Consider the following 26,368-nt stretch of genomic DNA (forward strand, 5'->3'; position numbering starts at 1 on the left):
TTCCTTTGTAGGATCGTACATAATATATTAAAATGATTATTCTATTCTGCTCTTATCTTACCTTCAAGTCATTAAAGTCGTGATGTCCGTTCATAACACTTCAATATGGTTATACGATCAATCATTTATTTAGATTCCCTAAGTAATATTACTCTCTTCTTCATACAGTTGCAATACCCATTTGAAAAACAATTTAGAAAAAAGAAAAGCGGAAGCGCCTTGTTCAGCCCTGAAGAAAAATGTTCATTTGGCTTAAAAAGTGCTTTTTACTTTTAGAGACAAAGGGTTATTTTTCACAAGGGCTAGGCGCTTGAGCTAGACACAAGTCTACCTACAAAAAGTGATATTTTCTTTTATTTAAATGAAATAAGGATACCCTTCGTTCAAATCATTCACAAACAAAAAAAGATGCTCAAAGAGATATTCTTCTCTTTAAGCATCCTTGATAATAAATTATTCTTGGCTTGTCGAACTGGCCTCGTCTGATTCAGTTTCTTTTACGTAATTATAATCATTACGGTTAATAGGAATAAAACCTTTTGGTTTATGAAAACGGAGTAAATCCTTAAATACAATGTTATCAGACATTTTTAAAGCAGTACTTACAGATTCAGCAACAGGTTCACATGCTTTTGTATCAGGCATCAATTCACCTGTTTCATTAGAATAGCATTTTTCACCTACTTGAGTCACATCTTTAGTTACAAAATCTCCATCTCTAAAAGGAACAACCTCACGATGATCTTGCGATAATAAGTCAGAACCAAATTGTAAATATTCCTTCGAGTCAATACCTAACAAATGCATTAATGTCGGAAGTACATCTACATCTCCACCATACTCTTGCTTCACTTCCCCTTTAACACCTGGAACATGAATAAAGAGAGGAACGCGTTGCAATTGAGTATTCATGAATGGTGTAATTTCATCTACACCAAGCACTTTTGCCATTGCATTATTATGATTATCTGAAATTCCGTAATGGTCTCCATATAAAACAACAATTGTTTTATCATATAAACCTGAAGACTTCAAATCATTAAAAAATTGCTCTAATGCCTGATCCATATAATGCGCTGATTGGAAATATTGATTAACAACATCATCACCAAAATCACCTGCAGGGAAATCTGTATCCCCTTCATCCATCTTAAATGGAAAATGATTAGATAACGAAATGAATTTCGTATAAAACGGCTGAGGCAAGCTGTTTAATAACGGCATGGATTCTTTAAAGAAAGGCTTATCCTTCATCCCATAGTTTTTTGTATTTTCATCACTCATATCATAATATTCAGCGTCAAAGAATTTATCATAACCGAGAGATTTATACATCTCGTTGCGATTCCAGAATGTTTTATAATTCCCGTGGAAAACGGCAGAAGTATACCCTTTCGTTTTCAAAATTGCTGGAGCTGCTTGGTAAGTGTTCTGTGCTTTATTGACAAAGACAGAGCCTTGTGACATCGGGAAAAGTGAGTTTTCCATCATAAACTCCGCATCAGAGGTTTTCCCCTGACCTGTTTGATGGAAAAAGTTATTGAAATAAAAAGCTTCTCCATTACGAGTTAAAGAATTTAAAAACGGCGTTACTTCTTGGCCATTTAACTTGTAATTAATCATAAATGACTGCAAGGATTCCATAGAAACATATACGACGTTCATCCCTTCACCCTTGCCAAAATAAGCAGGGTTTGGCGCCGTGTAATTAGCGTTAATATAATTTTCTACTTCAATAATATCATTGCTGTCTGCCATTGCACGCTGGCTTTCAGAACGTGCATTTTGAACAATATCATATACCGTAAAGTTATAAGCACCTAGATATTTTACTAAATAATTTCGATCAAATGAACGAGTTAACAGCTGTGGACGATCGATTTCTGCTACACCTAAGTTCACTATAAATGTTACGATTGCAATCGCCATCACCGAATAAGCTGTTTTTTTATTATGTTGAATCTTTGGTTGGTAGATTTTAAAAGCTAGTAATAATATTAAAATAATTGTATCGGCAAAATATAGCAAATCAAATGGGGTCATTAATGAAAATGCACTATCTCCCAATTGTCCACCATTTACCTTTGTTTGCATTATTACAGGTACTGTAATAAAATCACTAAAAAATCGGTAGTATACAATATTTGCATATAGCAATGCCGACATTACAAAATGGAAAACCACTATGAGAATCGCTTGTACTTTATTTTTAAAAAACAAAGCAATCCCGAACACAAATATTGCAGAACTTAATGGATTAAAGAAAAGTAAAATATGTTGTAACGCATTTTCAATTCCTAAACTAAATTCGATTTGGTATGCAGCATATGTTTTGATCCAAAGAAAAACAACTGCTGCAATAAAGAATGATAACTTAAATTCGAACATTCTTTTTAATGAGTGAATCATGTTTTTCAATTTAATCACCTAAATTCAATTCAGTATCGTTTTCTCTAATATTGATATTAAAATAGATCGAGAGAAATGTAAAATAATATAAAATTATTGTAAATCTTTTATCGCAACGTAAAATACTATAACACACCTTTCTCTATTAGAAAACTAATTTGGTGGAAAATTTACATTCATTTTATAGAAGATTATTTATTATTTTCCAATTTTCATTCATAATAATAAGGAAGCATACGTCGTTTGAAGGAAAAAAGTTAATATAGTTTTCTTTATATAAGGAGGTTAGATCTCTTGAATCAAAGAGAAAGTACAGTTAATTTATTAAATCAGCTTTTATCCATTCCAAGCCCTTCTGGAAATACTTCAGAGGTTATTACATTTGTAGAAAAATATTTATCAAAATACAACATTCAAACAAAGAGGAATCATAAAGGAGGGTTGATCGCTACGATTTTAGGGGAAAATAAAAATAAACATCGCATGCTGACCGCTCATGTAGACACACTTGGTGCAATGGTAAAGGAAATTAAAGCAAACGGAAGACTTAAATTGGATTTAATTGGTGGATTCACCTATAATTCAATAGAAGGGGAATATTGCCTTATTGAAACTTCAAATGATAAAAAATATACCGGAACCATATTAATGCATCAAACTTCCGTCCATGTATATAAGGATGCAGGAAAAGCAGAAAGAAACCAAACAAATATGGAGGTCCGTATTGATGCAAAAGTAACGAATGCAGATGAGGTTCGTGCACTAGGAATTGAGGTCGGCGACTTCGTTTCTTTTGATCCTAGAACAGAAATAACATCAACCGGCTTTATCAAATCACGACATTTAGATGATAAAGCAAGTGTCGCCATTCTCCTTGAATTGATCAAGGAAATTAGTGTAGAGAACATCACCATCCCTTATACAACCCATTTCTTAATTTCAAATAATGAAGAGATTGGCTATGGTGGAAATTCAAATATTCCTCCTGAAACTGTGGAATATGTAGCGGTCGACATGGGGGCAATTGGAGATGGACAATCAACAGATGAATATACTGTATCCATTTGTGTGAAGGATGCTAGTGGACCATATCACCTGCAATTGAGAAATCATTTCGTAAAATTAGCAAAAGAGCATGAAATTGAGTATAAGCTTGATATTTATCCATATTACGGTTCTGATGCTTCAGCAGCGATTCGCTCTGGGCATGATATCATTCATGGTTTAATTGGCCCAGGAATAGATTCTTCTCATGCATACGAACGAACTCATATGACATCAATTGAAAACACAAGAAAGCTTTTATATCATTACATACAATCTGAGATGGTTGATTAATTGAAATAACGAATTAGTTTCCTAATTGATAAAAAAGGGAGAACCAGCAAGCCTTATGTCGACTGGTTCTCCCTCATTATTATGAAATTTTGTATTTTGCAATTTCTACCTGTAACTCGTTAGCATTATTCTCTAATTCTCCAGCTAAGTGATTTAAATGCTCCATAGAAGCCGTCGTTTCCTCAATTGAAGCAGACACCTCTTGTGTACCTGCAGCTGTTTCTTGACTTATTGCATTCAAGCGATTGGTATTCTCAAGAAGTATTTCTTTTTGTTGTACAGTGTCACTGAATGTTTTCGAAATACCCTCAAATAATCTAGTATTTTCATTAATAATGGAATTAATTGAACGGAAAGTTTTCCCGGTTTCTTCCACCGCGTGGTCTTGCTCTAAAATATTTTGATTTGTTTGATCAATTAATTTAACAGTATTCGCTGTCTCGTTCTGCATTTGTTGTACAAGTTCAGAAACTTCATTTAAAGATATGCCAGTTCGTTCGGCAAGTTTTCTCACCTCATCCGCAACAACTGCAAACCCTTTTCCGTGTTCACCAGCTCTCGCTGCCTCAATGGCTGCATTTAAAGCAAGTAAATTCGTTTGACTTGCAATTTCTGTAATTGTTTTAACAATGGCACCGATAGAGTGTGAGCGTTGATTCAAGCTATTCACTGCTTCTACCATTGATTTTGCCAATGAACTCGTATGATCAAATTGATTTTGAAGGAAGCTGATTTTGCTCATACCTTCTTCAGATTCTTTTAACATTGATTGTGTTTCTGCTCTCATCAACTCTGCCTGTGTATTAACCTCTTTCATTTTCTCAGCTAAAACATATGTTGCATTTGAATTCGTTTGAACAATTTCCATTAAATCTGTAGATCCAGCAGCAATCTGTTCCATTGTAGATGCTACCTGATTAGCAGCAGCAACATTTTCTTCAGAACTGGCAACGAGGGTTTGAGAAGCTTGAACAACGTCATCTGAAACAGTAATTACTTTTTGGAAAATGGATTTTATTTGGACCATCATTTGAGAAAAGCTTTTTGATAATTGACCTATTTCATCTTCTCTTTCTTCCATTAGTGAAATAGAAAGATCTCCATTTTCTACTTTTTTCATATTTTCTTGGAGCTTTCTAATCGGCTTGGTTATCATTTGTGTAACAGAAATGGCTATTACAATTGACAAAACAAGTACAATTAATACCGTTATCGCAATTGGAACTAAGATTGCTTTCCCTTTATCTTGATAATCGGATTTCGCTTCCAATGCGGCAATTTTCCAATTTGTTTTTGTATTTGTTTTATATCCAAATATGTAATCATTCTCATTAAACTTTGCTGTAAAAAACCCTGAATCTTTATTCATTTTTTTATAGAATAATTGCTTAGATGCATCTTTGGTTACTTGTTTCTTATTAGGGTGAGCTAAATATTTACCATTTTGATCAAGCAAAAAGGCATATCCATTTTCCCCAAATTTTGTTTTTTCAACTAAACCGATAAGTGTATCAATTGTGATATCTAGACTTAGTACTCCAACAAGCTTATCTTGATCGTAAATAGCCTTCGCAACACTAACAACTGTTTCTTTTGTTGTTGCATCTATGTATGGTTCCGTCCAAATAATATTTTTTCCGGTTTTAACTGCATCTTGATACCAAGGCCGCTTTCTTGGATCATAGCCTTCTGGAAGTTCGGATAAAGAAGTTGAAAACATTTCTCCATTCGACTCTGTTCCCATATAAATGCCTTTTACCGTTTTGTTACTCAATTCAGTTTCCTTAAATTCTTTAATAATAAGATCTTTATTCGTGTTAAGATCTAATAATTCAGGTTTGATCGCATATTGATTAATATAAGATTCCATGCTATCAAAAAAGAGATTAAATGAATCATTCATGCCTACCATTCGATCTTGAACTGTACGTGATAGCTCATCTGTTGTAATTTTCACACTATATTGGTAGCTAATGATGGATAAAATTAACCCCCCTGTTACAATCAATGTTAAAAATGGTAATAAAATTTGACTTCTTAAAGAATTAGTTAACCACTTATTTACTTTTCTCATTCAATTCCTCCATCAAAGGTGCTTTTCTAGGTCATTTGAATTAAATTATAGGTGCAACAAAATTAAAGATCAAGACACTTTTCAAAAAACTATGTAATATCTCCTAACATTGATCTCATCCATAATCATTTATTTAGTACAATAGACCTGTTCATTCATTTATAAAATGGAAAGAAGTTCTACTTCCAACTTGTGTTGCTGTTACTTCTAATCTTGCTTCCATTCGTTCCTTCAGCTCTGGGACGTGCGAGATGATTCCGACTAAACGTCCACTGCTTTGAATATCAATTAATGTTTCGATCGCTTGATCTAAAGATTCCGGATCTAACGTCCCGAAACCTTCATCAATAAACATCGTTTCAAGCGATACTCCACCTGCGTGCTCTTGAACAACATCTGCTAAACCTAAAGCAAGAGATAAAGAAGCTTTAAAGCTTTCTCCGCCTGATAACGTTTTAACATGCCTTTCTTGCCCGGTGTATTGATCAAAAACAAGTAATTCTAGACCACTTTGTACATTTCCTTTAGATCGATCTGTTTTGCGAATTAAATGGTAGCGGCCGTTTGTCATTTTTGACAACCTCCCATTTGCTTCTTTCAAAATATCATCTAAGAAAGCTGCTAAAACAAACCGTTCAAATGTTAAACGATACGTATTCTGCCCTTTCGTTATTTCATATAAATGACCAATCAATGCATACTTGTTCTCTAGTTCTTTAATCTCCTCATTAATTTGGTGAATGAGATTGAATATTTCCTCATTTTCGCTCTTTTTTATGAATAATTGGTTATTGCTGCTTTGTAATTCCTCCATATATGCGCTTAATTCAAGTAATTCTTTTTGTAAACTTTCTAGTTCTGGAGCTTCTACCCCATTTAAAAGGTTTGATAGCTCTTTATATCGATCGATTACAGATCTGTACTCTTCACGATATTGTCTAACTTCCGTTTCCCATTTCGTTATTTGTTCTCCAGATTTTCTCGCTTCACTATAGGCCGTGTAATTTTCAAAGCCTTGCTCTCTCATTCTATTCATAAATGCTTCTTTTTCAGCTTTAAGGGAGTTTTTTAATCCGAGTAAGTATTTTTCATTCGTTTCATATTTCGCAATGTATGATTGGTTTTGATCCCTAGAGATTTGGTACGCTTTTTCAGCTTCCACAAGCTTCTTTTCTAAAATCTCCTTTTTAGCAGCTGCTTCTTTCCTCACTTTTTCATAATTCTCTTTTGTTCGAACATGCTCTGGTACCTGTTCTAGCATATTTTTATAGCTCGTTATTTTCTCTGTGTATAAAAGATTTAACTGTTGAAGCTCTTCCTTCAATTTTTCCACCAATACTAGTAGCTCTTCTTTTTTCCATTCGTTTTTTTCTAAGCTTTGCAGAACATGTGGAAGCTTGTTTTTTTCAATAGAGAGCTGTTCTTGCTCATAAAGTAATCTTTCTCTTTTATCTAAATGTTCTTTTTGTAACAATGACCATTGTTCATGGGAGAAACAACTAAATAGATTCGTCATTTCATCAAGCCATTCATTATAAGAGAGATACGCAGAATTGACGTTGAACTCAGCTTCAATAAAGACTGACTCTGCTTTCGCTTTTACCGCCTCTAATTCAGTTAATTGAGTTTTTGCCGCTTTTAGGTCTTGCTCGTCTGGTAATGATGTAACGTGATCAGTCGCAGGATGTGGGTGATCGAGAGAACCGCAAACTGGGCAAGGCTCGTCTGTGCGAAGCTTACTTGCCAAAACGGACGCTTGACCATTTATCCATTTTTGTTCTAATTCCTCTACAAGTATCCGGACATCCATAAACCGGGCTTCCTCTTTTTGAAATCGCGCTTTGGTTTTGTTTTTTACTTGTAGAGCTTTTTGATAACGCTCATAGAATTGTTCATACTTTATTAATTTTTCTAATTGGTATTCAACCTGTGTTATTCGTTGACTATTTTCTAAGTAATCAATTTGTTTTTTTTCGATTGCTTCTTTAACAATTAATAAGTCTTTTATGACTTGCTCGGTTGTCTTTAAGTCGTGTTCAAGCTTTTGATACTTCGTTTGAGTAGTCTTTATTTGATTAGTAAGACTTTGTACCTCTTCATGATAAATAGAAAGTGAATAGACATCCTCCTTCATTTTCTCAAGCAATATAAGCTTCTCGGTTGCTTCCTGGCGTTCGGTAGCACGACTTAATTCTAATTGAAGTATGTTCTCATTTTTCTGTAATTGGGCAGAAATGGTATGTAGATAATTTTGAATAGTCTCACTTTCTCTTTCAGCAGTATCTAAGTCTTTTCTTAGCCGATGGCACAGCTCTTCCTGCTGAGCTAGGACAGCTGCTTTTTGAGCGAAATATATATCTTTTTGCTTTTGTTCAAAGACTTTTTCCTGTAATTCAAGTTCGTTCTTTTTTACTTGAAGTTCTTCCTTAGCCTTTAACTGTTTTAAAATAATATCTGCTTCAAATATTCTCTGTTTGAGTTTATCTCTTTCTTGTTGTTTTTCTTTAACTTCATCATTGTATCGGTTAAGCTGCTCATTCATGGTTCCAATTTCTTTTTCTAGAAGAGGAAGAATAAGCATATCGTTCTGACTTCCTTCTTTTTTTAAGTCAACTAATTCCTGTTCGAAAAGAGCATGGATGCTATGAATAGCTCGAATACGATGATCGATTTCTTTCTCAACTGATTTTTTAAGCTCGATAGACTCTTCTTTTAGTTTTTCCTCAACTCTTTTATAGATTTCAGTATGAAATAATCTTTGTAAAATGATTTCTTTCTCTTTACTATCTGAGATGAGCAGCTTGCGAAACTCTCCTTGTGGAATCATTAAAATCTGCCTAAATTGGTGACTATCAATGATGATTATTTCCTTTATTTTTTCTTCGACCTCACGTATATTTGAGGCTAAAAGCTGTTGCTTTCCTGTTTCATCATACACATACAATTCTGCTTTCGCTTGAATAGTTGTATATCCTTCTCCGCGGTCCTTCTTTTTTTCTTGCTGAGGAGATCTTTTAATAAAGTATGTTTTCCCTCTTAGATAAAACTCTAGACTGACTTCCGTTGGTAGATCATGATTTGCAAATTGACTTCTTAGCTCCGGACCATTTCGATCCTCACCACTTGCTTTCCCGTATATCGCATAGCTAATCCCATCAAAAATGGTGGTTTTACCAGAACCTGTTTTTCCAGTGATGACGAACATAGTTCGAGAGCCGAGCCTGCGAAAGTCGATTTCTTCTTTCTGCCCATAAGGACCAAACGCCTGCATAATTAGTTTTAACGGCCTCATTTTTTCTCTCCTTCCTTTAGGACATTCTCCAAAACATTCATCATTACCGTCCTCTTATCAGCAGAAAAATCTGCTGTCGTCATTTCCTTATAAAAAAGTTCAAATAGCTCAAGGTCCGTTTTCTTTGCTTCTTTGATGATGTTGAACGCTTGTTTTTGTTTCGTATCTACAAGATTTATTTTCCTTTCAAGATGGAGAACATTTGGATAGATTTGGCGAAGCTTATAAATCGGATCCAATAAAGCACCGTCATCTAATAATGTGATCTTTAAATAATCATCAACAGCCTGTTTGTGGTAAAAGGAAGGATCTAGAATTTCTTCTAAATAACCTTCTATCTCTCTCATATCTTGTTTTGGAGTAAAAGAATGCAGCCTTTGATGAAACTCTCCATTCTGCTCTATTTCAATAATAGAAACTGATTTTTTCTGCTTTACTTCTGAAAATGAATATTTTAGCAACGACCCTGCATACTTAATTTTGTTATGCTTAATCGCATCCGGGCTATGCAGATGCCCAAGCGCAACATACGAAAACGGATCAAAAATGTCAGCATCAACACTTCCTGAGCCCCCTACAGAAAGAATCCTTTCAGAATCACTCGTTTTTCCACCTGTTACAAAAGCATGTCCTACTAATACATTGGGTTCATTTGGATTTAGCTGTTCTTCAATCTTCCCAACAATCGCCTTCATAGCATCATGATGAGTATGAATAGTATCATCATGCAAAATAGAACGAACCATCCCAGGCTCTGCATAAGGTACAAGATAGAAATTGACTCCTTCTAGTTGAATAGGATGAAATAGATTTGATAGTTTTCCAGACAAAAAGAACTTGCTATGCCGGTACCAAGAACTCCCGAACGAAAGTCTTTCTGGGCTATCATGATTACCAGATATTGCAATAATCGGTATTTTAAGCTCCACATTTATTTTAAATAATATTTCATTTAATAAATCAATGGCATCTGTAGGAGGAACTGATCGGTCAAATAGATCACCAGCTATCACAACCGCATCAGGTTGTTCTTTCTCTACTAGATCAAGAAATTGATCTAGTAAAAACCGTTGATCCTCTGTCATATACACCCCATGTACCAGCTTTCCTAGATGCCAATCTGCTGTATGTATAAATTTCACAAAATTTCACTCCTGCTTTCTTGAAATCTTTATTCTATCTAACTATTAGCATGATCCTAAAAGAAAGAAGATCATAACCGTTCATATCAGTCAAGTATATCAGAAAAGTGGAACTCACTAACGATTGAAATGTATTTCTTTATTAAGAAAAGCGGAAGCGCCCTTGGGCATCGACGTAAAGTGCTGGACTGAATCGAGTGAGATATAGGAAACACGAAGAACGTAGTGATTCGATGTTGACTTATCGTAGACGAGGTGAGGGAAGCACTTCTAGTCGATAGGGTGCTGGCCGATTAAGTACGCCACGGCCTTATGTCTTCATCGGCACTAGTACGTCCTGTACGTCGGAGCTAGACAGTAATCTAACTTCAGATATAAATTCTGATTATATAATGTAAAAAGCTCAGCCAATGGGCTGAGCTTTGTCTATTATCTCTACTTATTTTTTTGTAACATTTGCTGCTTGAGGTCCACGTGCTCCTTCAACAACTTCGAAAGAAACCTCTTGACCTTCTTCTAGTGTTTTAAAGCCATCAGATTGAATTGCAGAGTAATGTACGAATACATCGTTGCCATCTTCAGCTTCGATAAAGCCGAAACCTTTTTCAGAATTGAACCATTTTACTTTACCGTTTTTCATTGTAAAAAAATCCTCCTATTGGCTAATAAAAGCCATGAATAAAATTCACCATTTACAACGTATAGCTTTACATAGTATTACTCATCCAAACTCACTGAAACTTTCGAACAAGCAGCTTGCATAAACTTAACACGATGCACAACGGCTGATTTAAATTTAGCATTTTTAGCTAATTTTGTCAAGATAAAGCCCTTTCATAAAGTGAAACTTCCATCAGTTTTACACCACTTTTAGCTGACCTTCTTTATCGAATAAATTGTGTAAAGACTAGTGCTTCACATTAATGCGATCAGGTAGACTTTGTATAGATTGTACTACAACATCTAACTTTGCCTCTATTCGGTAAAGTAGATATAAGGATACAACAATTGGAAAGCCTACTTCACTAATGAACGGAATCACTTGGTCCATAATTCGTTATCTCCTTCCTGAGAAGTTGCTCCTGATTTCATTTGAATAGGAAAATCAATTAATTAACAAAAGAGGAAGAAACATGCTATCCATACTCAAGCAGCTAATCTTCCTCTTTTTGAAACTTAAAATGATTCAGTCAATAATTACTACACTAACTCATAATCAGTTACTGTACGATCAATCAATTTAGCTCCTTTAACCGCTGTTAAATTTCCGTTGTTCGTTGCAAAAATATTTGCTGCAATCATCTGATCCATTGCTTGTTTTACAACTGCCGTATTCACTGGCTCAATCGGGTTTTCGATTGAAATTGTGGTTGTCTTCCCATTTTCAGTAATGAATTGTAGGTCTAAGCTCTTTGCCATGATCCTTCACCCCCTCATCCTTTTGTCCCTCTACTTTTTTACGCCATCAAATCTAAACTGTCATTACGTTCAATAGAACTTAGAGTGTAAGCACTTATAGAAGCAATCGCTTGTGCAACAGAGTAAAGTTGATCGGCTGTTGCTTCTTTTTTAATGTTGGAAAATGTTTTAGCTTTAAAAATCGGTTCTCCTTTCTCATTCAATCCTGTTTCAAAGGTGATACGAAGCTTAGTATCTGCTAAAATCGCTTGTGCCATTTTCTCACCTCCTCCCTCTCACCCTTTATATATCTTTTAAGAATGAAAATAGGCAGGTAAAAAAATATTTTTTCAAAAGGAAATTTGTAACAATCAAAAAATGGAATATTAGCGTATCATAAATCAAAAACGAAAGATGTGAAAAATAGTGAATCTCATTCAATACTTAGATGAAAATTATTTAGTTCTTGTACCCGCTCTATGGGTAATAGGAATAGCTTTAAAACAAACCCCAAAAATACCAGACTGGTCTATCATTTGGATATTATTGTTTTTATCTATTACAACAGGGACTTATATTTATGGTTTTTCATTTAGAGGAATTTTAAATGGAATTGTAGCTGCGGGCGTTTCCGTTTTAGGTCATCAAGTGGTTAAACAATCCATCAAGGCAACAAATGGAGATAAGAATAAATAGTAATATGATTAGAATGTATATACCAATTTTGTTAAAATTAACATCATCTCTTCCTCTATTACTTCTATCGCTTGATCTCTCCAAATATGAACCCATCCACCTTGTGTCTAAACAATTTGCTCGTTATAATAAAAGAAAACCGAATATGGACTTCACTAGATAACCCTCTTAAAAAGTTGCACGTAAATGAACATCTGAACCCTAATCAAGAAAATGAAGGTGATCCAAATGTTAAATGGTTGGTTTATGTGGTTTATCCTTTTATGGATCAGCATCCTTGTTTTTTCTTTCGCAGTTGGCGGTTTCTTTATGTTTCGTAAATTTTTAAAACGATTTCCGAAAGAAGATGGGAAATCTGATATGGATTGGGAAGAATATTTCGTAGAACAAACAAAGCATCTTTGGAATACACAAGAAAAGCTTCTACTTGAAGATTTAGTAAGTCCAGTTCCACCATTATTTCGGGATGTAGCCAGGCATAAGATAGCAGGAAAAATCGGAGAATTAGCTATTCATGAAAATGTATCAGTAATAAGCGAAGATTTAATTATTAGAGGCTATATTTTAGCAACGCCAAAACGAGATTACAAACATTTAAAAAGAAAGCTAGAAGAAAAACAAATAAGCTTGAAAGAGTATCAACATCTGTTTTAAATTAATTTTCAATTATGGAAAATGGGTGGTTTCAACTCAACTTAAGTAAAAAGTATCACAACAACAAAAATATGTTCGATAATCGAAACTAACTTGAATGTACCACCCTTTTGCTTCAGACATCCATCTCATTACTTAAATGGTTGGATTTGAATCTATCGTACCTTTCAGCTCATGCAATATCTTTCGATAGTTCATATACATGGCAACTCTCCAAGGTACGATCATCCCAAAGGCTAGAATCCAAAACATTCCACTTAATTGACCAACATCAATAGTCGAGCTAAGGACTAACTTGCCTACTATTCGAATTATCAACAACCCAATTAATATAAAGATAAAAGCACGAGATCGCTTAAGATAAATATTTTGATCACGTATTTCAAAATTGGATGTTTTAATTAGAAAAATAGAGAATATGACTCCTACAGAAAAAGCCTCCAATACCTCTAAAGGGGTAACGCGAAACATTGGAACAAAAAACATGAGCGCCCCTGTACTCATAAAAAGGGGAGGCAAAATTATTTTTTTTGCTGATACCGGTTTATTTGCAGATTTCATCCGAATGAACATGACCAGTACAGCCATGAAAATAGCGCCAATAGAAGATGCAACAACCATGTTCATAAAATTCATCCTTTTTGTTTTAAGATCTATTCATATTATATCTAATATATGCACTAAAGCAAAATGGATCCTTTATTAGAATTGTGTAGTAGCCTTCAACAACAATCAGACTCTAGAAACCCTATTTTTTACTGATGTAAGACTTGCGTTACTAGACATAGTTGTATGAGAGACACTGCCTTCATTGGTACTTCTACCTACATGCTCTACTCTTTTTTAAAAAAGGACCCAGTATTTTCAATCTTTTCACTTGAATTACCCTTTAGCTTTGGACTTAAAATCCTAATCTTTTTATCGCATTTATTACTCTGTTTTCTTCAAAGGGCTTAACGATAAAATCTTTCGCACCTGCTTCAATTGCTTCAACAATCATTTTTTGCTGCCCCATAGCGGAACACATGATAATAACAGCTTGAGGAAATTCTTGTTTAATTTGTTTCATTGCCTCCATGCCACCCATCTCAGGCATAGTAATGTCCATAGTAACGAGATCAGGCATTAGTTTCCTATATAACTGAATGGCTTCCAGTCCATTTTCTCCTTCTCCAACAACTTCATGTTCTGCTTTTTTGAGAATGTTCGAAAGTGTTAATCTCATAAAATTAGCATCGTCCACTATTAATATTCTTGCCATGGCTGTTTCCTCCTTAAACGTCACAGCGAAGTTATATTAAAATCAAATAAATGATTTATTCCTTTCTGCACGCCATATACAAATATAACGAAGAAAGGTTATTATTTCAATCCTCTACTAATATTCTTATAAGGAATCCCTATTTTAAAGTATATTAGAATATTGATTTAACTATATAACTACGATTAAAAACCTGTGAAACCTCCAAAAAGAGGTGATAAGTAAGCAATAATTTTCGTCATCCAATCAAAATACAGCATAATCCCCATTACAATCATGAAATATCCACCTATGTTCATAAAAATCATGCTGTTCCTTTTTATCCATTTTAATTTTCCAATAAAAAAGGAAAGAATAAAAAACGGAAGAGCAAAACCAATGATATAACTAATCATATAGATCATTGCTGACTCAGGATGAATAGCAGCAAGATAGATCACGGAACCTAAAATAGGTCCTGTACAAGGTGTCCACCCAGCTGCAAATGCCATACCTATGAAAACAGACCCTAAATATCCAGATGGCCGATTTGTAAATTCAAAACGATGATCTTTCATCAAAAATGTAGGCTTTATCAAGCCAATCATAACAAATCCTAAAAAAACAATCAAAATGGCTCCAATTTGCCTAATTAAAGCTTGATTCTCTTTGAAAAACACCCCTAATAAAGAAGTGCCATAACCGATCGCCACAAAAATAATGGAAAAACCAAGGATAAAAAAAAGCGTATGAAATAAGCTCCTCCTTTGAAGCAGCACATTTTCTGATTTTACTTCTCCTACAGACATTCCAGTAATATAAGATAAAAAAGCAGGATATAAAGGCAAGCAGCATGGTGAAATAAAACTTAAAAAACCAGCTCCAAAAGCAAGCAGAATTGTTAATTCAGACATCAGCAACACCTTCTTCACATCCAAAATTGATCACTACTTCTTACAACTTTCTACACTAATTTTCCTATTAAACACTTACTTATTTTCAACTTCTAGGACAAGTTATCTCATACGCTTTATAATGATTATCCGATTACATCTTCAAGCTTTTCAACCCCACCATTTTGAAGTAAATACATTTTATAATAAATCCCTTTTTTCGCTAAAAGCTCTTGATGATTTCCTCGTTCAGCGATTTCACCTTGATGTAAGACGTAGATGGTATCTGCATCTTGAATGGTTGAAAGCCGATGGGCAATGGCAATCGTCGTACGCCCTTTACGCATTTTCGATAAAGCTACTTGAATAGCTTCCTCTGTTTCAGTATCAATATTTGCAGTTGCTTCGTCTAGAACAAGGATTTTCGGATTGGTTGCAATAGTGCGCGCAAAAGCAATCAGCTGTCTTTGCCCACTTGAGAAAGTTGAACCTCTTTCAACAACTTTATGATCATAACCCTTTTCTAAGCTTTCAATAAAGGTATCAGCTTGAACGAATTCAGCTGCAGCTATAACATCTTCATCACTTAATGAATCATCATAAAGGCGAATATTATTCTTTACCGTACCATAAAAGAGAAAAGGGTCTTGTAATACTAAACCCATTTTACTTCTAAGCTCCTCTTTCGAATAATGTTTAATGGATTTTCCATCAATTAGAATATCTCCATGTTCAAATTCGTAAAAGCGCATAAGCAAATTAATAATCGAACTCTTCCCACTCCCAGTATGCCCAACAAAGGCAATTGTCTCTCCTTGCTTTGCAGTAAAAGTAATGTTCTTTAATACATCTTTTTTTCCATCATATGAAAAACTAATATTTTTGAATTGAATTTCTCCCTTTTCAATGCTAGTAAATGGATCTTCCAATTGATCAGGTTCAACGGTTTCCTCATCTAATAATTTAAATACTCGTGAAGCTGCCACAATGGCTTGTTGATACATAGAGAGCCTCATCATGACTTGATTCACAGGTTCAAAAAATCGGTGCAAATAATTTACAAACGCATAAATAACCCCAATTTTAATCGGGCTCGTTAAGGAAGCAAGTCCAAAAAAGCTTAAAACAGTGATGAGCGTAAAAACAAACACTAAATCTATGGCTGGCCTAAGTAATAATGCATCCAACTTTATATTTCTCATCCCTGCTTGAAAATGCTTTTCATTGACACCTCCAAATTCAGCTTTTAATCGCTCTTCTTGCCGAAAAATTTGAATAATCGCCATCCCTTGTATCGATTCACTTAATTTTGCATTTAATTCACTTAATCTTTCTCTCATATCTGCATAGTACCGAGAACTAAACCTTCGATACATCTGAATGATCATAAAAATGACTGGGACAATTATTATACAAAATACAGCTAGCTTTTTATCTAAAAAAAACATTGCTGTTAGTATCCCAGTAAGCATGACAATGCTCTGAATAAACGTTGCCAATACATTCACAAACATTTCTTTTATTGCTTCAGTATCATTAGTCACTCTTGAAACAATACTGCCGCCCGGTGTTTTATCGAAATACTTTAAGCCGAGTGAATGAACTTTTGTAAAAATATCAATCCGTAATTGTTTAATGATAAAAAGGGCTATTTCTTGAAAGGATAATAACTGAAAATACGTAATGATAGCATGGAGAATTTGAATAACCATATAGGCTGTTGCCAAGTAGAATAAAGGCTTAAAAACAATGTTTTGGGTCGTTACGTAATCATCAATAAAGATTTTTACTAATATAGGCCCAATCACTTCTCCTAAAGTTGATAAGAGAAGCAAACAAAAAGCTGCTATAATTTTTTTTGAATAAGGCTTCGCATAGGCTAAAAGTCGCCATAAAACTTGTCTTTGATCTCTTTTATCAAAATCAACGTTCTTTTCCATTTAATCACCTACATTCTCAACTAAATCTTCAAGCTGTTGATGATGATACATCTCTTGGTACCATCCCTCTTCCTGCATCAGTTCTTCATGTGTTCCGCTTTGCAGAATTCTTCCTTTTTCTAAAACAATGATCAGATTAGCATGCTGGATGGCACTTAGACGATGTGAAGTAATCAAAGTTGTTTTCCCATATCTATTTTTCTTCAGTGATGATAATATCGCTTCTTCCGTTTTTGCATCAACTGCAGATAAGGAATCATCTAGTATTAAGATTTCTGGATTTAATAAGAGTGCTCTAGCAATTGAAATTCGTTGCTTTTGTCCTCCTGACAGAGACACACCGCGTTCCCCTACTACGGTTTCATATTGCTCTGGAAAACTCAAAATATCATCATGAATATTCGCAATCTTTGCAGCGCTTACGATTTCTTCTTTCGTAGCTAGCGGATTGGCAAATGCTATATTTTCAGCAATGGTTGCTGAAAAAAGAAAATGATCCTGTGGTACGTACCCAATTGCTTCTCTTAGCTTATTGATTTTGTATTGTTTAATTGACAAGCCACCGATATTAATGTTTCCATTATATTCGTCAATTTCTCGAATAAAAAGCTTCAATAAAGTCGTTTTCCCTGAACCAGTTTTCCCGACGATTCCGAGTGTATCTCCTTTATGAATGGAAAATTGAATATCTCTTAATACTTTTACTGAATCGTCTGATAAGGAACAGCTTTTTATATTAAATTCAATTGGACCAATCGGCCTTTGATCAAGCGCATCTTCTGTATCCTTAATATCTTCATTTTCTTCTAAAAGAGTTGTGACTCGATCTAATGATGCTCTTCCTCTTTCCATGATGTTAAATAACCAGCCAAAAGCGAGCATAGGCCAAATAAGAAGACCTAGATAAGTATTAAATGAAATAAGTTCTCCAATTGTTAATTCGCCCTCTAACACAAATTTTGCTCCAAAAGAGATCGATAGGAATAGGGAAGCAGCAACAATGATCGATATGGTTGGATCGAACAAAGAATCAATTTTTGCTACAGCTATGTTTTTCTTTACAACATCCTCCGAATGCCTCTGAAAATCAATAATATCTTCTTTTTCCTGCCCAAATGTTTTTAATACCTTTATCCCCATAATGCTTTCTTGAGTTTTATCATTTAATGTTGAAAACGCTTCTTGAGCCTTATGAAAATGTTTATGTAATCTCTTTCCATACCAGCTCGTTAATATTGCCATTATAGGCATAGGAAATAAGCTAATAATGGTGAGCTTCCAACTAATGGTTGTTGCCATCGTTAAAATTACAAAACAGCCTGTTGATAATGAATCAACCAAAGTCAAAACACCCATTCCAGCTGTTTGCTGAATGGCTTGTAAATCATTCGTAGCGTGGGCCATCAAATCTCCCGTTCTTCTTCTCTGATAAAAGGATTGAGACATTTTAGTAAAATGATCAAACAAACGATTGCGAAGCAGCTTCGACAGCTTAACAGCTGATCCAAAAATAAGATTTCTCCATACATAACGAAGCAAATACATCAATAGACCAACAATCATGATAAGAGCTATCCATTGAAAAAGAATGGTTCTCGTTAATGTTTGTTCTTTAATATGGTCTACGATCAATCCAATGATTTTAGGAGGAAGAAGTTGGAGCAAAGATACCATAAGTAATAAACAAATACCTAGTAAGTAAGACTTTTTTTCTTGTTTAAAAAACCACATTAAATCAATAAAGACCTTCATCTTACATCCTCCAAAATGGCAGAAGCCCCATATATTTCTTACATAACCCTTAGTTTAGCAAAGATTAGAAATATTAGGTAGATTTTTACCTTGCTCAAACCAACTGCTTTAATTGATTACATATTAAGGTGAACTAGCTAACTTCTAAAGTAAAAGAAAAAGCACTCATATTGAGTGCTAAGGAACCTTATTTTGATTGCTTATTCATCGCATTCATCATTTGGTTGATTTTCTTCTGTGATGGCTTTTGACCCATCTGCATCATCATCATTTTTAACATTTGTTCATTGATAGGTGGATTTTTCTTTAGGTAGCTCATCATATACTTTCGAGCAATGAAAAATCCTAGTGCTACACCAGCTAGCAATGCTAGTATACCAACTAGAATAAGTTGCCAAATCATAACATATTTCCTCCTTCATGTTGTCTATCAATTAGTGTACTAGACCAAAGAGTATTATACAATATTTGCCCAAGATATTTCTCTTATTTATACTAAATTTCTTTCTTTTATTGGCTTTAACCACCCAAAACGATAATGAGTTAAATCAATGGCTAAAAAAGAAGGCTCCAATTTTCTAAGAACCTCAAAAAAGATAGTCTCAGCATCATAATACCCATTGGATTCCAATTTTAAGTACCGTTCAAATATGGTTAGTTTTGCTGTACTCATTTTTTCATTTATGATAAAAAAAGTATGATTTTTTTCGGTAAAACCCATTTTCCTTTTAAGGGAAAATTGTAATTGTTGCTGCAATTTTAATTGTGAGATAGGTTTTGTGACATAATTAATCTGATCAGACAGGATAGATTTCATTTCTCCATAAGATTTTTGAAACTCGTAGAAAAGATTAAAGAGAATTCTTTCTCTTCCAAAATAATGGGAGGCAAATTCATCTTCAATTAAATAAAGCTGATAAGTTCTCACTGCTTTACCCCTCCTACAAAAAGTTATACTCTCTATTATATATAAATTCGAGTGATTCTTTTGTCTGGTGTTGTAAAGAATATGAACCTTTTTTGTCGAATTTTGAATTTTCTTATTATTAATTATACAAAATCTCATGAGAATACACCAAGAATTTATTCGAGCTTTGTGAAGTTATTGGTGTGAAGAGAAGGAGGAAAGAGAATGGTAGATAATCCTGATTTTTCAGGGAATTATATGTTCTGATTGTTATGTTTATCAACAGATAAATTCCGTACAAATTCATCCTAAGCTTCCTATTATCGAAAACAAAAAGGGTCCCCTAGGGACTAGAACATCGATCAAGTTAACGAGAAAAGTAATTGTAACTTCTTTATCGAATCTTTTTTAGAAATTCTAGACACCTTAGAGCACCCTATTTTTATTTATTTTTAATTTTGAAGCAATGCTTTAACGCGAGCTACTACATTTGAAACAGTAAAGCCGTACTCTTCCAAGATCTTTGCTTCTGGTGCTGAAGCTCCGAATTGGTCGATCGCTAAAACTTCTCCTTCATCACCAGCGTATTTATGCCATCCTAGTGAAGATCCCATTTCGATCGCTAAACGCTTTTTCACTTCTTTTGATATTACACTTTCTTTATACTCTTTACTTTGTGCTTCAAAGCGATCCCAAGAAGGCATACTAATAACAGATGTATAGATCCCTTCATTTTCAAGAGCTTTTTGAGCATCAACGGCAAGATTTACTTCAGATCCTGATGCTAATAGTAAAGCGTCTGGAGTTTCCTTACTAGAAGGTGAAACAATGTAAGCTCCTTTTAAAACGCCATCATAAGCTGCTTTATCTGTACCTTTTAATGTAGGTAAGTTTTGACGAGTTAAAACTAGAGCAGTTGGTTTATCAGTAGATTTAATTGCTGTTTTCCAAGCTGCAGCCGTTTCATTACCATCTGCTGGGCGCACAATTGATAGGTTCGGCATTGCACGTAAAGATGCTAACTGTTCGATCGGCTCATGTGTTGGACCATCTTCACCAACCGCAATACTGTCATGTGTAAAGACATAAGTAACTGGTAATTTCATTAATGCTGCTAAACGGATGGCTGGACGTAAATAATCTGAGAACACAAAGAATGTTCCTCCAAATACATGTAACCCACCATGCAAGGCCATACCATTTAATGCAGCACCCATTGCAAATTCACGTACTCCAAACCAAATATTACGTCCATCATAAGATTCTGATGAAAAATCACCTGATCCATTAATCATCGTTTTATTTGATCCAGCTAAATCTGCAGATCCTCCAAAAAATGAAGGAAGATTTTTTGCTATGCTGTTTAACACTGATCCTGATGAAGCACGGCTTGCAAGACTTGACCCTTCTTCGTAGACAGGAATATCCTTATCCCAGCCAGCTGGAAGCTCATTGCTTATCGCTGTTTCAAATTGTTCACCAAGTTCAGGAAATTCTCTTTTGTACTGTGCTAATAGTGAATTCCACTCAGCTTCTTTCTTGCCACCTTGCTCAACAATTTGTTTATTAAAGTGCTCATAAACTTCTTCTGGAACATAAAAATCTTCCTCAAATGTCCACTTATAAGCTTCTTTTGTAAGCTTAAGTTCGTCTGCACCAAGAGGAGCACCGTGAACATCTGATTTACCAGATTTATTAGGTGAACCGTATCCAATGACCGTTTTTACCTCAATTAAAGTTGGTCTTGATGTGTCGCTTTTTGCTTCTTCTAAAGCCTTTGCAATTTCATTTAAATCATTTCCATCTTCAACGCGAACATATTGCCAGCCATAAGAAATAAAGCGTTGTTCTACACTTTCAGAAAATGATTTATCAAGATCACCATCAAGTGAAATGTCATTTGAATCATAAAGTACAACTAAACGACCAAGTTTTAAATGACCTGCAAATGAAGCTGCTTCAGCTGAAACACCCTCCATTAAATCACCATCACCGCAAATCGCATATGTAAAATGATCAACTAAATTATAATTTTCTTTATTATAGACAGAAGCTAAATGACGTTCCGCCATAGCCATTCCAACAGACATCGCAATCCCTTGACCTAGCGGACCTGTTGTTGCATCTACACCAGCAGTATGGCCAAACTCTGGATGCCCTGGAGTTTTACTTCCCCATTGACGAAATTCTTTAAGATCATCAATAGTAAGACCATATCCTGCTAAATGTAACAAGCTATATAGCAACATCGAACCGTGTCCTGCTGAAAGAACAAATCGATCTCTGTTAAACCATTCAGGGTTTTGTGGGTTATGATTCATAAAACGAGTCCAAAGAGTGTACGCCATTGGTGCAGCACCCATTGGCATACCTGGATGACCAGAATTTGCTTTTTCAATTGCATCAATGGATAGTGTACGTATAGAGTTTATAGCTAACGTATCAATTTTTTCCAACATAGTAAATACTTCCTTTCCCTAGGTGTTCTTACTTTACTTATATTAAATGGACAATACCTTTTAGACAACCTATTGTGTCATAAATATTAAAAAAACATTCTCATTTGAAATAAAATAAGCATAAAAATGAAGATTTTCGATAAATGAACAGAGACATTCATTTATCGAAAAAAAAGTAAATGTATGCAATGATGTCCTTAATGGAGATTTTCTTTCGATTGAATATCTTTAAGCTTTTTCGGGGTTACATCTTTTCCATTTGGATCAATTACAGTTACTGATTTTAATGTATTTAACATGGACGATCGAAACGTTTTGAGATATTCACCTCTTAGCTTGGATTGTTCTTTCGCTTCATCATCTGTTAATCCGGTTTCTTTTGCTTTTTTCGCTAAAAAGTTAATTCTGGCTAATTTATCATTTTCTAACATGTCTTGGCTCCTTTAAAAAACTTACCATATTTCATGTCTTCAGATTATTGCAAAAATTATTCATATCGACATATGGTATATTTTTTATGTTAATAACCCAAAGCCATATTACTAGAAAGAATGGATTTTGACAAGTAAAGCATCCTATTCCACTTTATCTTCTACATATTCTTTGTAGCGACGATGTACAGTTGCTTTTGAAATTTGATAACCGAAGCCTTTAAGACTAGCAGTTATTTCCGCAAAAGTTAAGCCATTTTCTTTTAACCTAACAATTTCTGTGATAGGAACCTCTATTCTGTCTCTTCCAGAATGTACTCCTTGATTTGTTAAATTTTTTTCAGGTTGATATCCGTTTTTTACAGCTCTTTTCATGCCCCTTTTAATTTTGATATTATGTAGTTTTCGTTGAAACTCCTCTACAATAGATACAATTTGTAAAACCATTGAATCTGATTCAGAAAGCTGTAACTCACCCATTTGAGAAATGCTAAAAAGCTTTACTTCTTCCTTTAATATGAAGTGAAGTAAAGCCATTTTTGCATTCCCTCTTCCCAATCTAGTTTCGTCCTGAATCATAACGGCGTAAATCTCTTCTTCTTTGATAATTGAAAGAAGTTCTAATATCCCTTCTCTTTCTATTTCATAGCCACTAGCTTGTTCTTTAATTATTTTTACAACCTCAAATTTCTCTTTTTCAGCCAGTGAAAGTAGCTCTTCCTCCTGTCTTTGAAGCGAAGTTTCTTGTGTTTCCTTCGTTGTACTCACTCGGCAGTATATGATCGCTTTCATTTTTTCCTCCAATTACCAGTTCTTTAGTTTGATGCTAAATTAGTTACCTCATCATCAGAAAAGAGCTTATCTTTTACTGGAATGATAATTTCCTCACCGGGATAGATTCGATCAGATGCAACTTCATTATGCTTCACTACCCAGTTAATAAATTGCTCATTTGAAAGATTATGCTGTTTAGAATATTTATTTGAAATTTCCCAAAGAGAATCCCCGTCTTCGACAGTAATCGTCACATATTTTTGATTATCATGTTGTTTCATTGTGGTCATCAATACAAAAGTAATCACAATCGATAATAAGATTAGAATAATAGTATAAGAGTTATTTTTCCAGATATTTTGCATAAATAGCACCCCACACACAAGAATATATGTTCGTTTTTTATATTATAATCCGAACACTTGTTTTGTGTCAACACTAAATTCGAACTTATGTTTGTATTCATTTGTTATACATGCTATAATGATGGCAAGTAAATCCATATGAGGTGCAAACTATGGCAAAGTTATCGAAACGACAATTAGACATTTTAGATTTTATTAAAGAAGAAGTTAAGCTTAAGGGCTATCCTCCTTCCGTCCGTGAAATTGGAGAAGCCGTTGGACTTGCTTCTAGCTCAACCGTTCATGGACATTTGGCAAGACTGGAAAGCAAAGGACTTATTAGACGTGATCCAACAAAGCCTCGTGCAATTGAAATCTTAGATATAGACGAGTCCAATACTATTCCAAAATACAATATTGTTAATGTACCTATACTTGGAAAAGTAACAGCAGGACAACCCATTACAGCGATTGAGAACATAGAGGAATATTTTCCACTGCCAGAAAGACTCGTACCTTCAGATGAACATGTTTTTATGCTCGAAGTAATGGGAGAAAGCATGATAGAAGCAGGTATTTTGGATGGGGATTACGTTATCGTCAAGCAGCAAAGCTCTGCGAACAATGGTGAAATCGTTGTAGCCATGACAGAAGATGATGAAGCAACTGTTAAAAGATTCTTTAAAGAAAAAGAGTTTATTAGACTTCAGCCAGAAAACTCCACTATGGAGCCGCTTGTCTTACGCAATGTTTCAATTTTAGGTAAAGTAATTGGTGTTTATCGTAACATTCATTAATTTTAGTTAGGATCGGAGCCCTCAGCATGCAATTAATATCTGAGGGTTTTTTCTTTATATTAGAATATTATTTTTTGTTTATAGTATTGACCTTTCACTTACCAAATTTTATAATATATCTATTGTCCCAGTAGCTCAGCAGGATAGAGCAACAGTTTCCTAAACTGTAGGTCGGGAGTTCGAATCTCTTCTGGGACGTCGAAGAAACCTTTATGTATCAAGGGTTTCTTTTTTTGTTTTTGTTTGGAAACATGCTTAAAAACTTTAATTGGGAGCGAGTTGGGAGCGGATTTAAAAAATAGTCTTTTTTAGGATGTTTATAGGGTATTACGCATATTCTAAAACTCTCAAAAATATAAGATGATCGATAAACAATTTATAAAATCTGTTAATTACTTTTTTATGTTTTACTGAAGATCTAACTATACATAATAATGAAGGCAAATAATCTAAATTGACTTTCTAATGATTTTGTCTAAAGAAAATCTGTAAATAAAAATGTTGCTTGGATTCCTTTCAGTTTAACAAAACGCTTTAATATAGTTTTACTGTATCCTTTCACTATTATTGTTCTGTTTAAAGTTAAAAACGAACTTTTTGGCTAAAAAAAATTATTCAGCTAAAAATGTACATAATAACGATCAAAGAGGACATTTAACGTAAAAAATGGGCTAATAATTTTAAAAAATTCATTAAAAAAGTTCACTTTTTTTGCAGGAAATTTTATATATACGTCAAATTTTTAAAATAGATCACTTATAATATATAGAATTGGGAATGTTGTAATGGATAAAATTATTTCTGAATTATTTGAAAGATTACCAAATTGGTTTTTTATTCTTTCATCTATTTTATTGTTAATACTCTTAATAAGCATTTCAATTCCAATATGGATTGCTGTTAAGCGTTACGCAGATTCTGCTGGAAAAGAAAATCGAATAATAACACTTCAAGAAGATATTGCAACACATAAAAAAATATCAGAAGTAAATATTAATAGTACCTCTCAATTACAAAATGTACTTATGAATACTCGTTCCTTCTTTAATGCCTTTAATCAGCTGAAATACAAAGATGAAATTTTTTATGATCAACTAATACAACGAATTGTAGAGGCGATTGCAGCAGATATTAAGTCCCAAGGTGGGGAACGGCATAGGTGTGGTATTTGGATAGAGGTACCAGAACAAGGACAGTTGAAATTAACAACTGGTAGTTCAGGATTCCCAGAACAATACATAGGTAATCGAGTGCTAGATATCAATAATTCAATTGCTGGGAGATCTTTTAGAAAGAAGCAAATAATTAAAGTAGATAATGTAGTAGAAGATACTGATTGGAGTTCTCAAGATTCTACAAACTCTTATTCCGCCTTAATATGTATACCGTTAGGAAATTGGGGAGTTGTAACAATTGATGCTAAAAATCCATTAAATGAAAATGCTCAGTTAATTGGGGAATTGTATTGCTCAATAATCGAAGGTATAATGGAGGAACTTCTCAATATTATGGCATATAATGAACATGAGCAGGATGTTGAAGTGCAGGCAGGTTCATAAATGAAAGGGGGATTTGTTTATGAATATCCAAAAAGATAAGGTGTTTTTACAGAAGGTTGCAGCAAGAACTGCATTAGAAAAAGGAAACATCAGTCACGAACAATATAAACTGTTAATGCAGAGAATTGAGAATATAGAAGAAGAAATTAATTATGAGAATAAGCTTCGTAATTATAAAATGGATGAAGCAAAAAGGAAATTACTTAAAAAAAGACTAACCACTGTTTAAAAGCCCTCTCATTTGAGAAGGGCTTTTTTAATTAATCATA

The 26,368-nt window shown here is 34.2% G+C and carries 25 protein-coding genes and 1 tRNA gene; 7 read left to right on the forward strand and 19 right to left on the reverse strand.

Annotation, left to right across the window (positions count from 1 at the left end):
• Positions 1-453: 453 nt before the first annotated feature.
• Entirely contained in the window at positions 454-2,409 is a 1,956-nt protein-coding gene (ltaS, locus tag FDO66_RS09340; RefSeq protein WP_220095165.1) for a lipoteichoic acid synthase, read from the reverse strand.
• Between the two features lie 294 nt (positions 2,410-2,703).
• Here ltaS and FDO66_RS09345 point away from each other — a divergent pair, with 294 nt between their 5' ends.
• Complete coding sequence (locus FDO66_RS09345) at positions 2,704-3,747, forward strand: M42 family metallopeptidase (protein WP_141432375.1); 1,044 nt, start codon at positions 2,704-2,706, stop codon at positions 3,745-3,747.
• A gap of 79 nt (positions 3,748-3,826) precedes the next feature.
• Here FDO66_RS09345 and FDO66_RS09350 read toward each other — a convergent pair whose 3' ends face one another.
• The 7 genes from FDO66_RS09350 to FDO66_RS09380 form a co-directional block, all read right to left on the reverse strand.
• Complete coding sequence (locus FDO66_RS09350; RefSeq protein ID WP_141432376.1) at positions 3,827-5,821, reverse strand: methyl-accepting chemotaxis protein; 1,995 nt, start codon at positions 5,819-5,821, stop codon at positions 3,827-3,829.
• A 151-nt stretch (positions 5,822-5,972) separates the two neighbouring features.
• A complete protein-coding gene (locus FDO66_RS09355) occupies positions 5,973-9,113 on the reverse strand; it encodes an AAA family ATPase (RefSeq protein WP_141432377.1) in 3,141 nt (1,046 codons plus the stop codon).
• On the reverse strand, positions 9,110-10,255 hold the full coding sequence (locus tag FDO66_RS09360) for an exonuclease SbcCD subunit D (protein WP_141432378.1): 1,146 nt from the start codon (positions 10,253-10,255) through the stop codon (positions 9,110-9,112). Before FDO66_RS09360 ends, FDO66_RS09355 begins: the two co-directional genes overlap by 4 nt.
• Before the next feature lie 439 nt (positions 10,256-10,694).
• Complete coding sequence (locus FDO66_RS09365) at positions 10,695-10,895, reverse strand: cold-shock protein (RefSeq protein WP_141432379.1); 201 nt, start codon at positions 10,893-10,895, stop codon at positions 10,695-10,697.
• A gap of 267 nt (positions 10,896-11,162) precedes the next feature.
• A complete protein-coding gene (locus FDO66_RS09370; RefSeq protein WP_141432380.1) occupies positions 11,163-11,306 on the reverse strand; it encodes a YvrJ family protein in 144 nt (47 codons plus the stop codon).
• Between the two features lie 149 nt (positions 11,307-11,455).
• On the reverse strand, positions 11,456-11,674 hold the full coding sequence (locus tag FDO66_RS09375; RefSeq protein WP_141432381.1) for a DUF2922 domain-containing protein: 219 nt from the start codon (positions 11,672-11,674) through the stop codon (positions 11,456-11,458).
• A gap of 38 nt (positions 11,675-11,712) precedes the next feature.
• On the reverse strand, positions 11,713-11,931 hold the full coding sequence (locus FDO66_RS09380) for a DUF1659 domain-containing protein (protein WP_141432382.1): 219 nt from the start codon (positions 11,929-11,931) through the stop codon (positions 11,713-11,715).
• Positions 11,932-12,079: 148 nt separating this feature from the next.
• Here FDO66_RS09380 and FDO66_RS09385 point away from each other — a divergent pair, with 148 nt between their 5' ends.
• Together FDO66_RS09385 and FDO66_RS09390 are read left to right on the forward strand one after the other, a co-directional pair.
• Positions 12,080-12,349 (forward strand): phage holin family protein, encoded by a 270-nt coding sequence (locus tag FDO66_RS09385; RefSeq protein ID WP_141432383.1) that lies wholly within the window; start codon positions 12,080-12,082, stop codon positions 12,347-12,349.
• A 228-nt stretch (positions 12,350-12,577) separates the two neighbouring features.
• A complete protein-coding gene (locus FDO66_RS09390) occupies positions 12,578-13,003 on the forward strand; it encodes a DUF2621 family protein (RefSeq protein ID WP_141432384.1) in 426 nt (141 codons plus the stop codon).
• A 135-nt stretch (positions 13,004-13,138) separates the two neighbouring features.
• Here FDO66_RS09390 and FDO66_RS09395 read toward each other — a convergent pair whose 3' ends face one another.
• The 11 genes from FDO66_RS09395 to yneA all read right to left on the reverse strand — a co-directional run bounded on the left by FDO66_RS09395 (position 13,139) and on the right by yneA (position 23,764).
• On the reverse strand, positions 13,139-13,630 hold the full coding sequence (locus tag FDO66_RS09395) for a CcdC family protein (RefSeq protein WP_141432385.1): 492 nt from the start codon (positions 13,628-13,630) through the stop codon (positions 13,139-13,141).
• A 274-nt stretch (positions 13,631-13,904) separates the two neighbouring features.
• Positions 13,905-14,264, reverse strand: coding sequence for a response regulator (locus tag FDO66_RS09400; protein ID WP_141432386.1), 360 nt, complete (start codon positions 14,262-14,264; stop codon positions 13,905-13,907).
• A 185-nt stretch (positions 14,265-14,449) separates the two neighbouring features.
• On the reverse strand, positions 14,450-15,157 hold the full coding sequence (locus FDO66_RS09405; RefSeq protein ID WP_141432387.1) for a cytochrome c biogenesis CcdA family protein: 708 nt from the start codon (positions 15,155-15,157) through the stop codon (positions 14,450-14,452).
• 125 nt (positions 15,158-15,282) lie between these two features.
• Positions 15,283-17,076 (reverse strand): ABC transporter ATP-binding protein, encoded by a 1,794-nt coding sequence (locus tag FDO66_RS09410; protein ID WP_141432388.1) that lies wholly within the window; start codon positions 17,074-17,076, stop codon positions 15,283-15,285.
• The gene (locus FDO66_RS09415) at positions 17,077-18,828 is read right to left on the reverse strand and encodes an ABC transporter transmembrane domain-containing protein (protein ID WP_141432389.1); all 1,752 of its coding nucleotides are present in this window, start codon (positions 18,826-18,828) and stop codon (positions 17,077-17,079) included.
• A 187-nt stretch (positions 18,829-19,015) separates the two neighbouring features.
• Positions 19,016-19,231 (reverse strand): YneF family protein, encoded by a 216-nt coding sequence (locus FDO66_RS09420; RefSeq protein ID WP_141432390.1) that lies wholly within the window; start codon positions 19,229-19,231, stop codon positions 19,016-19,018.
• 87 nt (positions 19,232-19,318) lie between these two features.
• A complete protein-coding gene (gene sirA, locus FDO66_RS09425) occupies positions 19,319-19,756 on the reverse strand; it encodes a sporulation inhibitor of replication protein SirA (protein WP_141432391.1) in 438 nt (145 codons plus the stop codon).
• Positions 19,757-20,187: 431 nt separating this feature from the next.
• Complete coding sequence (gene tkt / locus FDO66_RS09430; RefSeq protein ID WP_141432392.1) at positions 20,188-22,194, reverse strand: transketolase; 2,007 nt, start codon at positions 22,192-22,194, stop codon at positions 20,188-20,190.
• A 197-nt stretch (positions 22,195-22,391) separates the two neighbouring features.
• Entirely contained in the window at positions 22,392-22,625 is a 234-nt protein-coding gene (locus FDO66_RS09435) for a DUF896 domain-containing protein (RefSeq protein ID WP_141432393.1), read from the reverse strand.
• Positions 22,626-22,769: 144 nt separating this feature from the next.
• Positions 22,770-23,417 (reverse strand): YneB family resolvase-like protein, encoded by a 648-nt coding sequence (locus FDO66_RS09440; RefSeq protein ID WP_141432394.1) that lies wholly within the window; start codon positions 23,415-23,417, stop codon positions 22,770-22,772.
• Positions 23,418-23,440: 23 nt separating this feature from the next.
• Positions 23,441-23,764 carry a cell division suppressor protein YneA gene (gene yneA, locus FDO66_RS09445; RefSeq protein ID WP_141432395.1) on the reverse strand — a complete coding sequence of 108 codons (324 nt, stop codon included), beginning with the start codon at positions 23,762-23,764 and terminating at the stop codon, positions 23,441-23,443.
• A gap of 152 nt (positions 23,765-23,916) precedes the next feature.
• Between yneA and lexA the strand changes: the two genes are divergently transcribed.
• The 4 genes from lexA to FDO66_RS09465 all read left to right on the forward strand — a co-directional run bounded on the left by lexA (position 23,917) and on the right by FDO66_RS09465 (position 26,328).
• On the forward strand, positions 23,917-24,540 hold the full coding sequence (lexA, locus tag FDO66_RS09450) for a transcriptional repressor LexA (protein ID WP_141432396.1): 624 nt from the start codon (positions 23,917-23,919) through the stop codon (positions 24,538-24,540).
• Positions 24,541-24,664: 124 nt separating this feature from the next.
• Positions 24,665-24,738 (forward strand) — tRNA-Arg (locus FDO66_RS09455).
• A gap of 587 nt (positions 24,739-25,325) precedes the next feature.
• On the forward strand, positions 25,326-26,099 hold the full coding sequence (locus tag FDO66_RS09460; RefSeq protein WP_141432397.1) for a GAF domain-containing protein: 774 nt from the start codon (positions 25,326-25,328) through the stop codon (positions 26,097-26,099).
• 19 nt (positions 26,100-26,118) lie between these two features.
• Entirely contained in the window at positions 26,119-26,328 is a 210-nt protein-coding gene (locus FDO66_RS09465; protein WP_141432398.1) for a hypothetical protein, read from the forward strand.
• The last annotated feature ends 40 nt before the right edge of the window (positions 26,329-26,368 follow it).

The sequence above is a fragment of the Bacillus sp. 03113 genome, assembly GCF_006546985.1.
GTDB lineage: Bacteria > Bacillota > Bacilli > Bacillales > Cytobacillaceae > VATK01.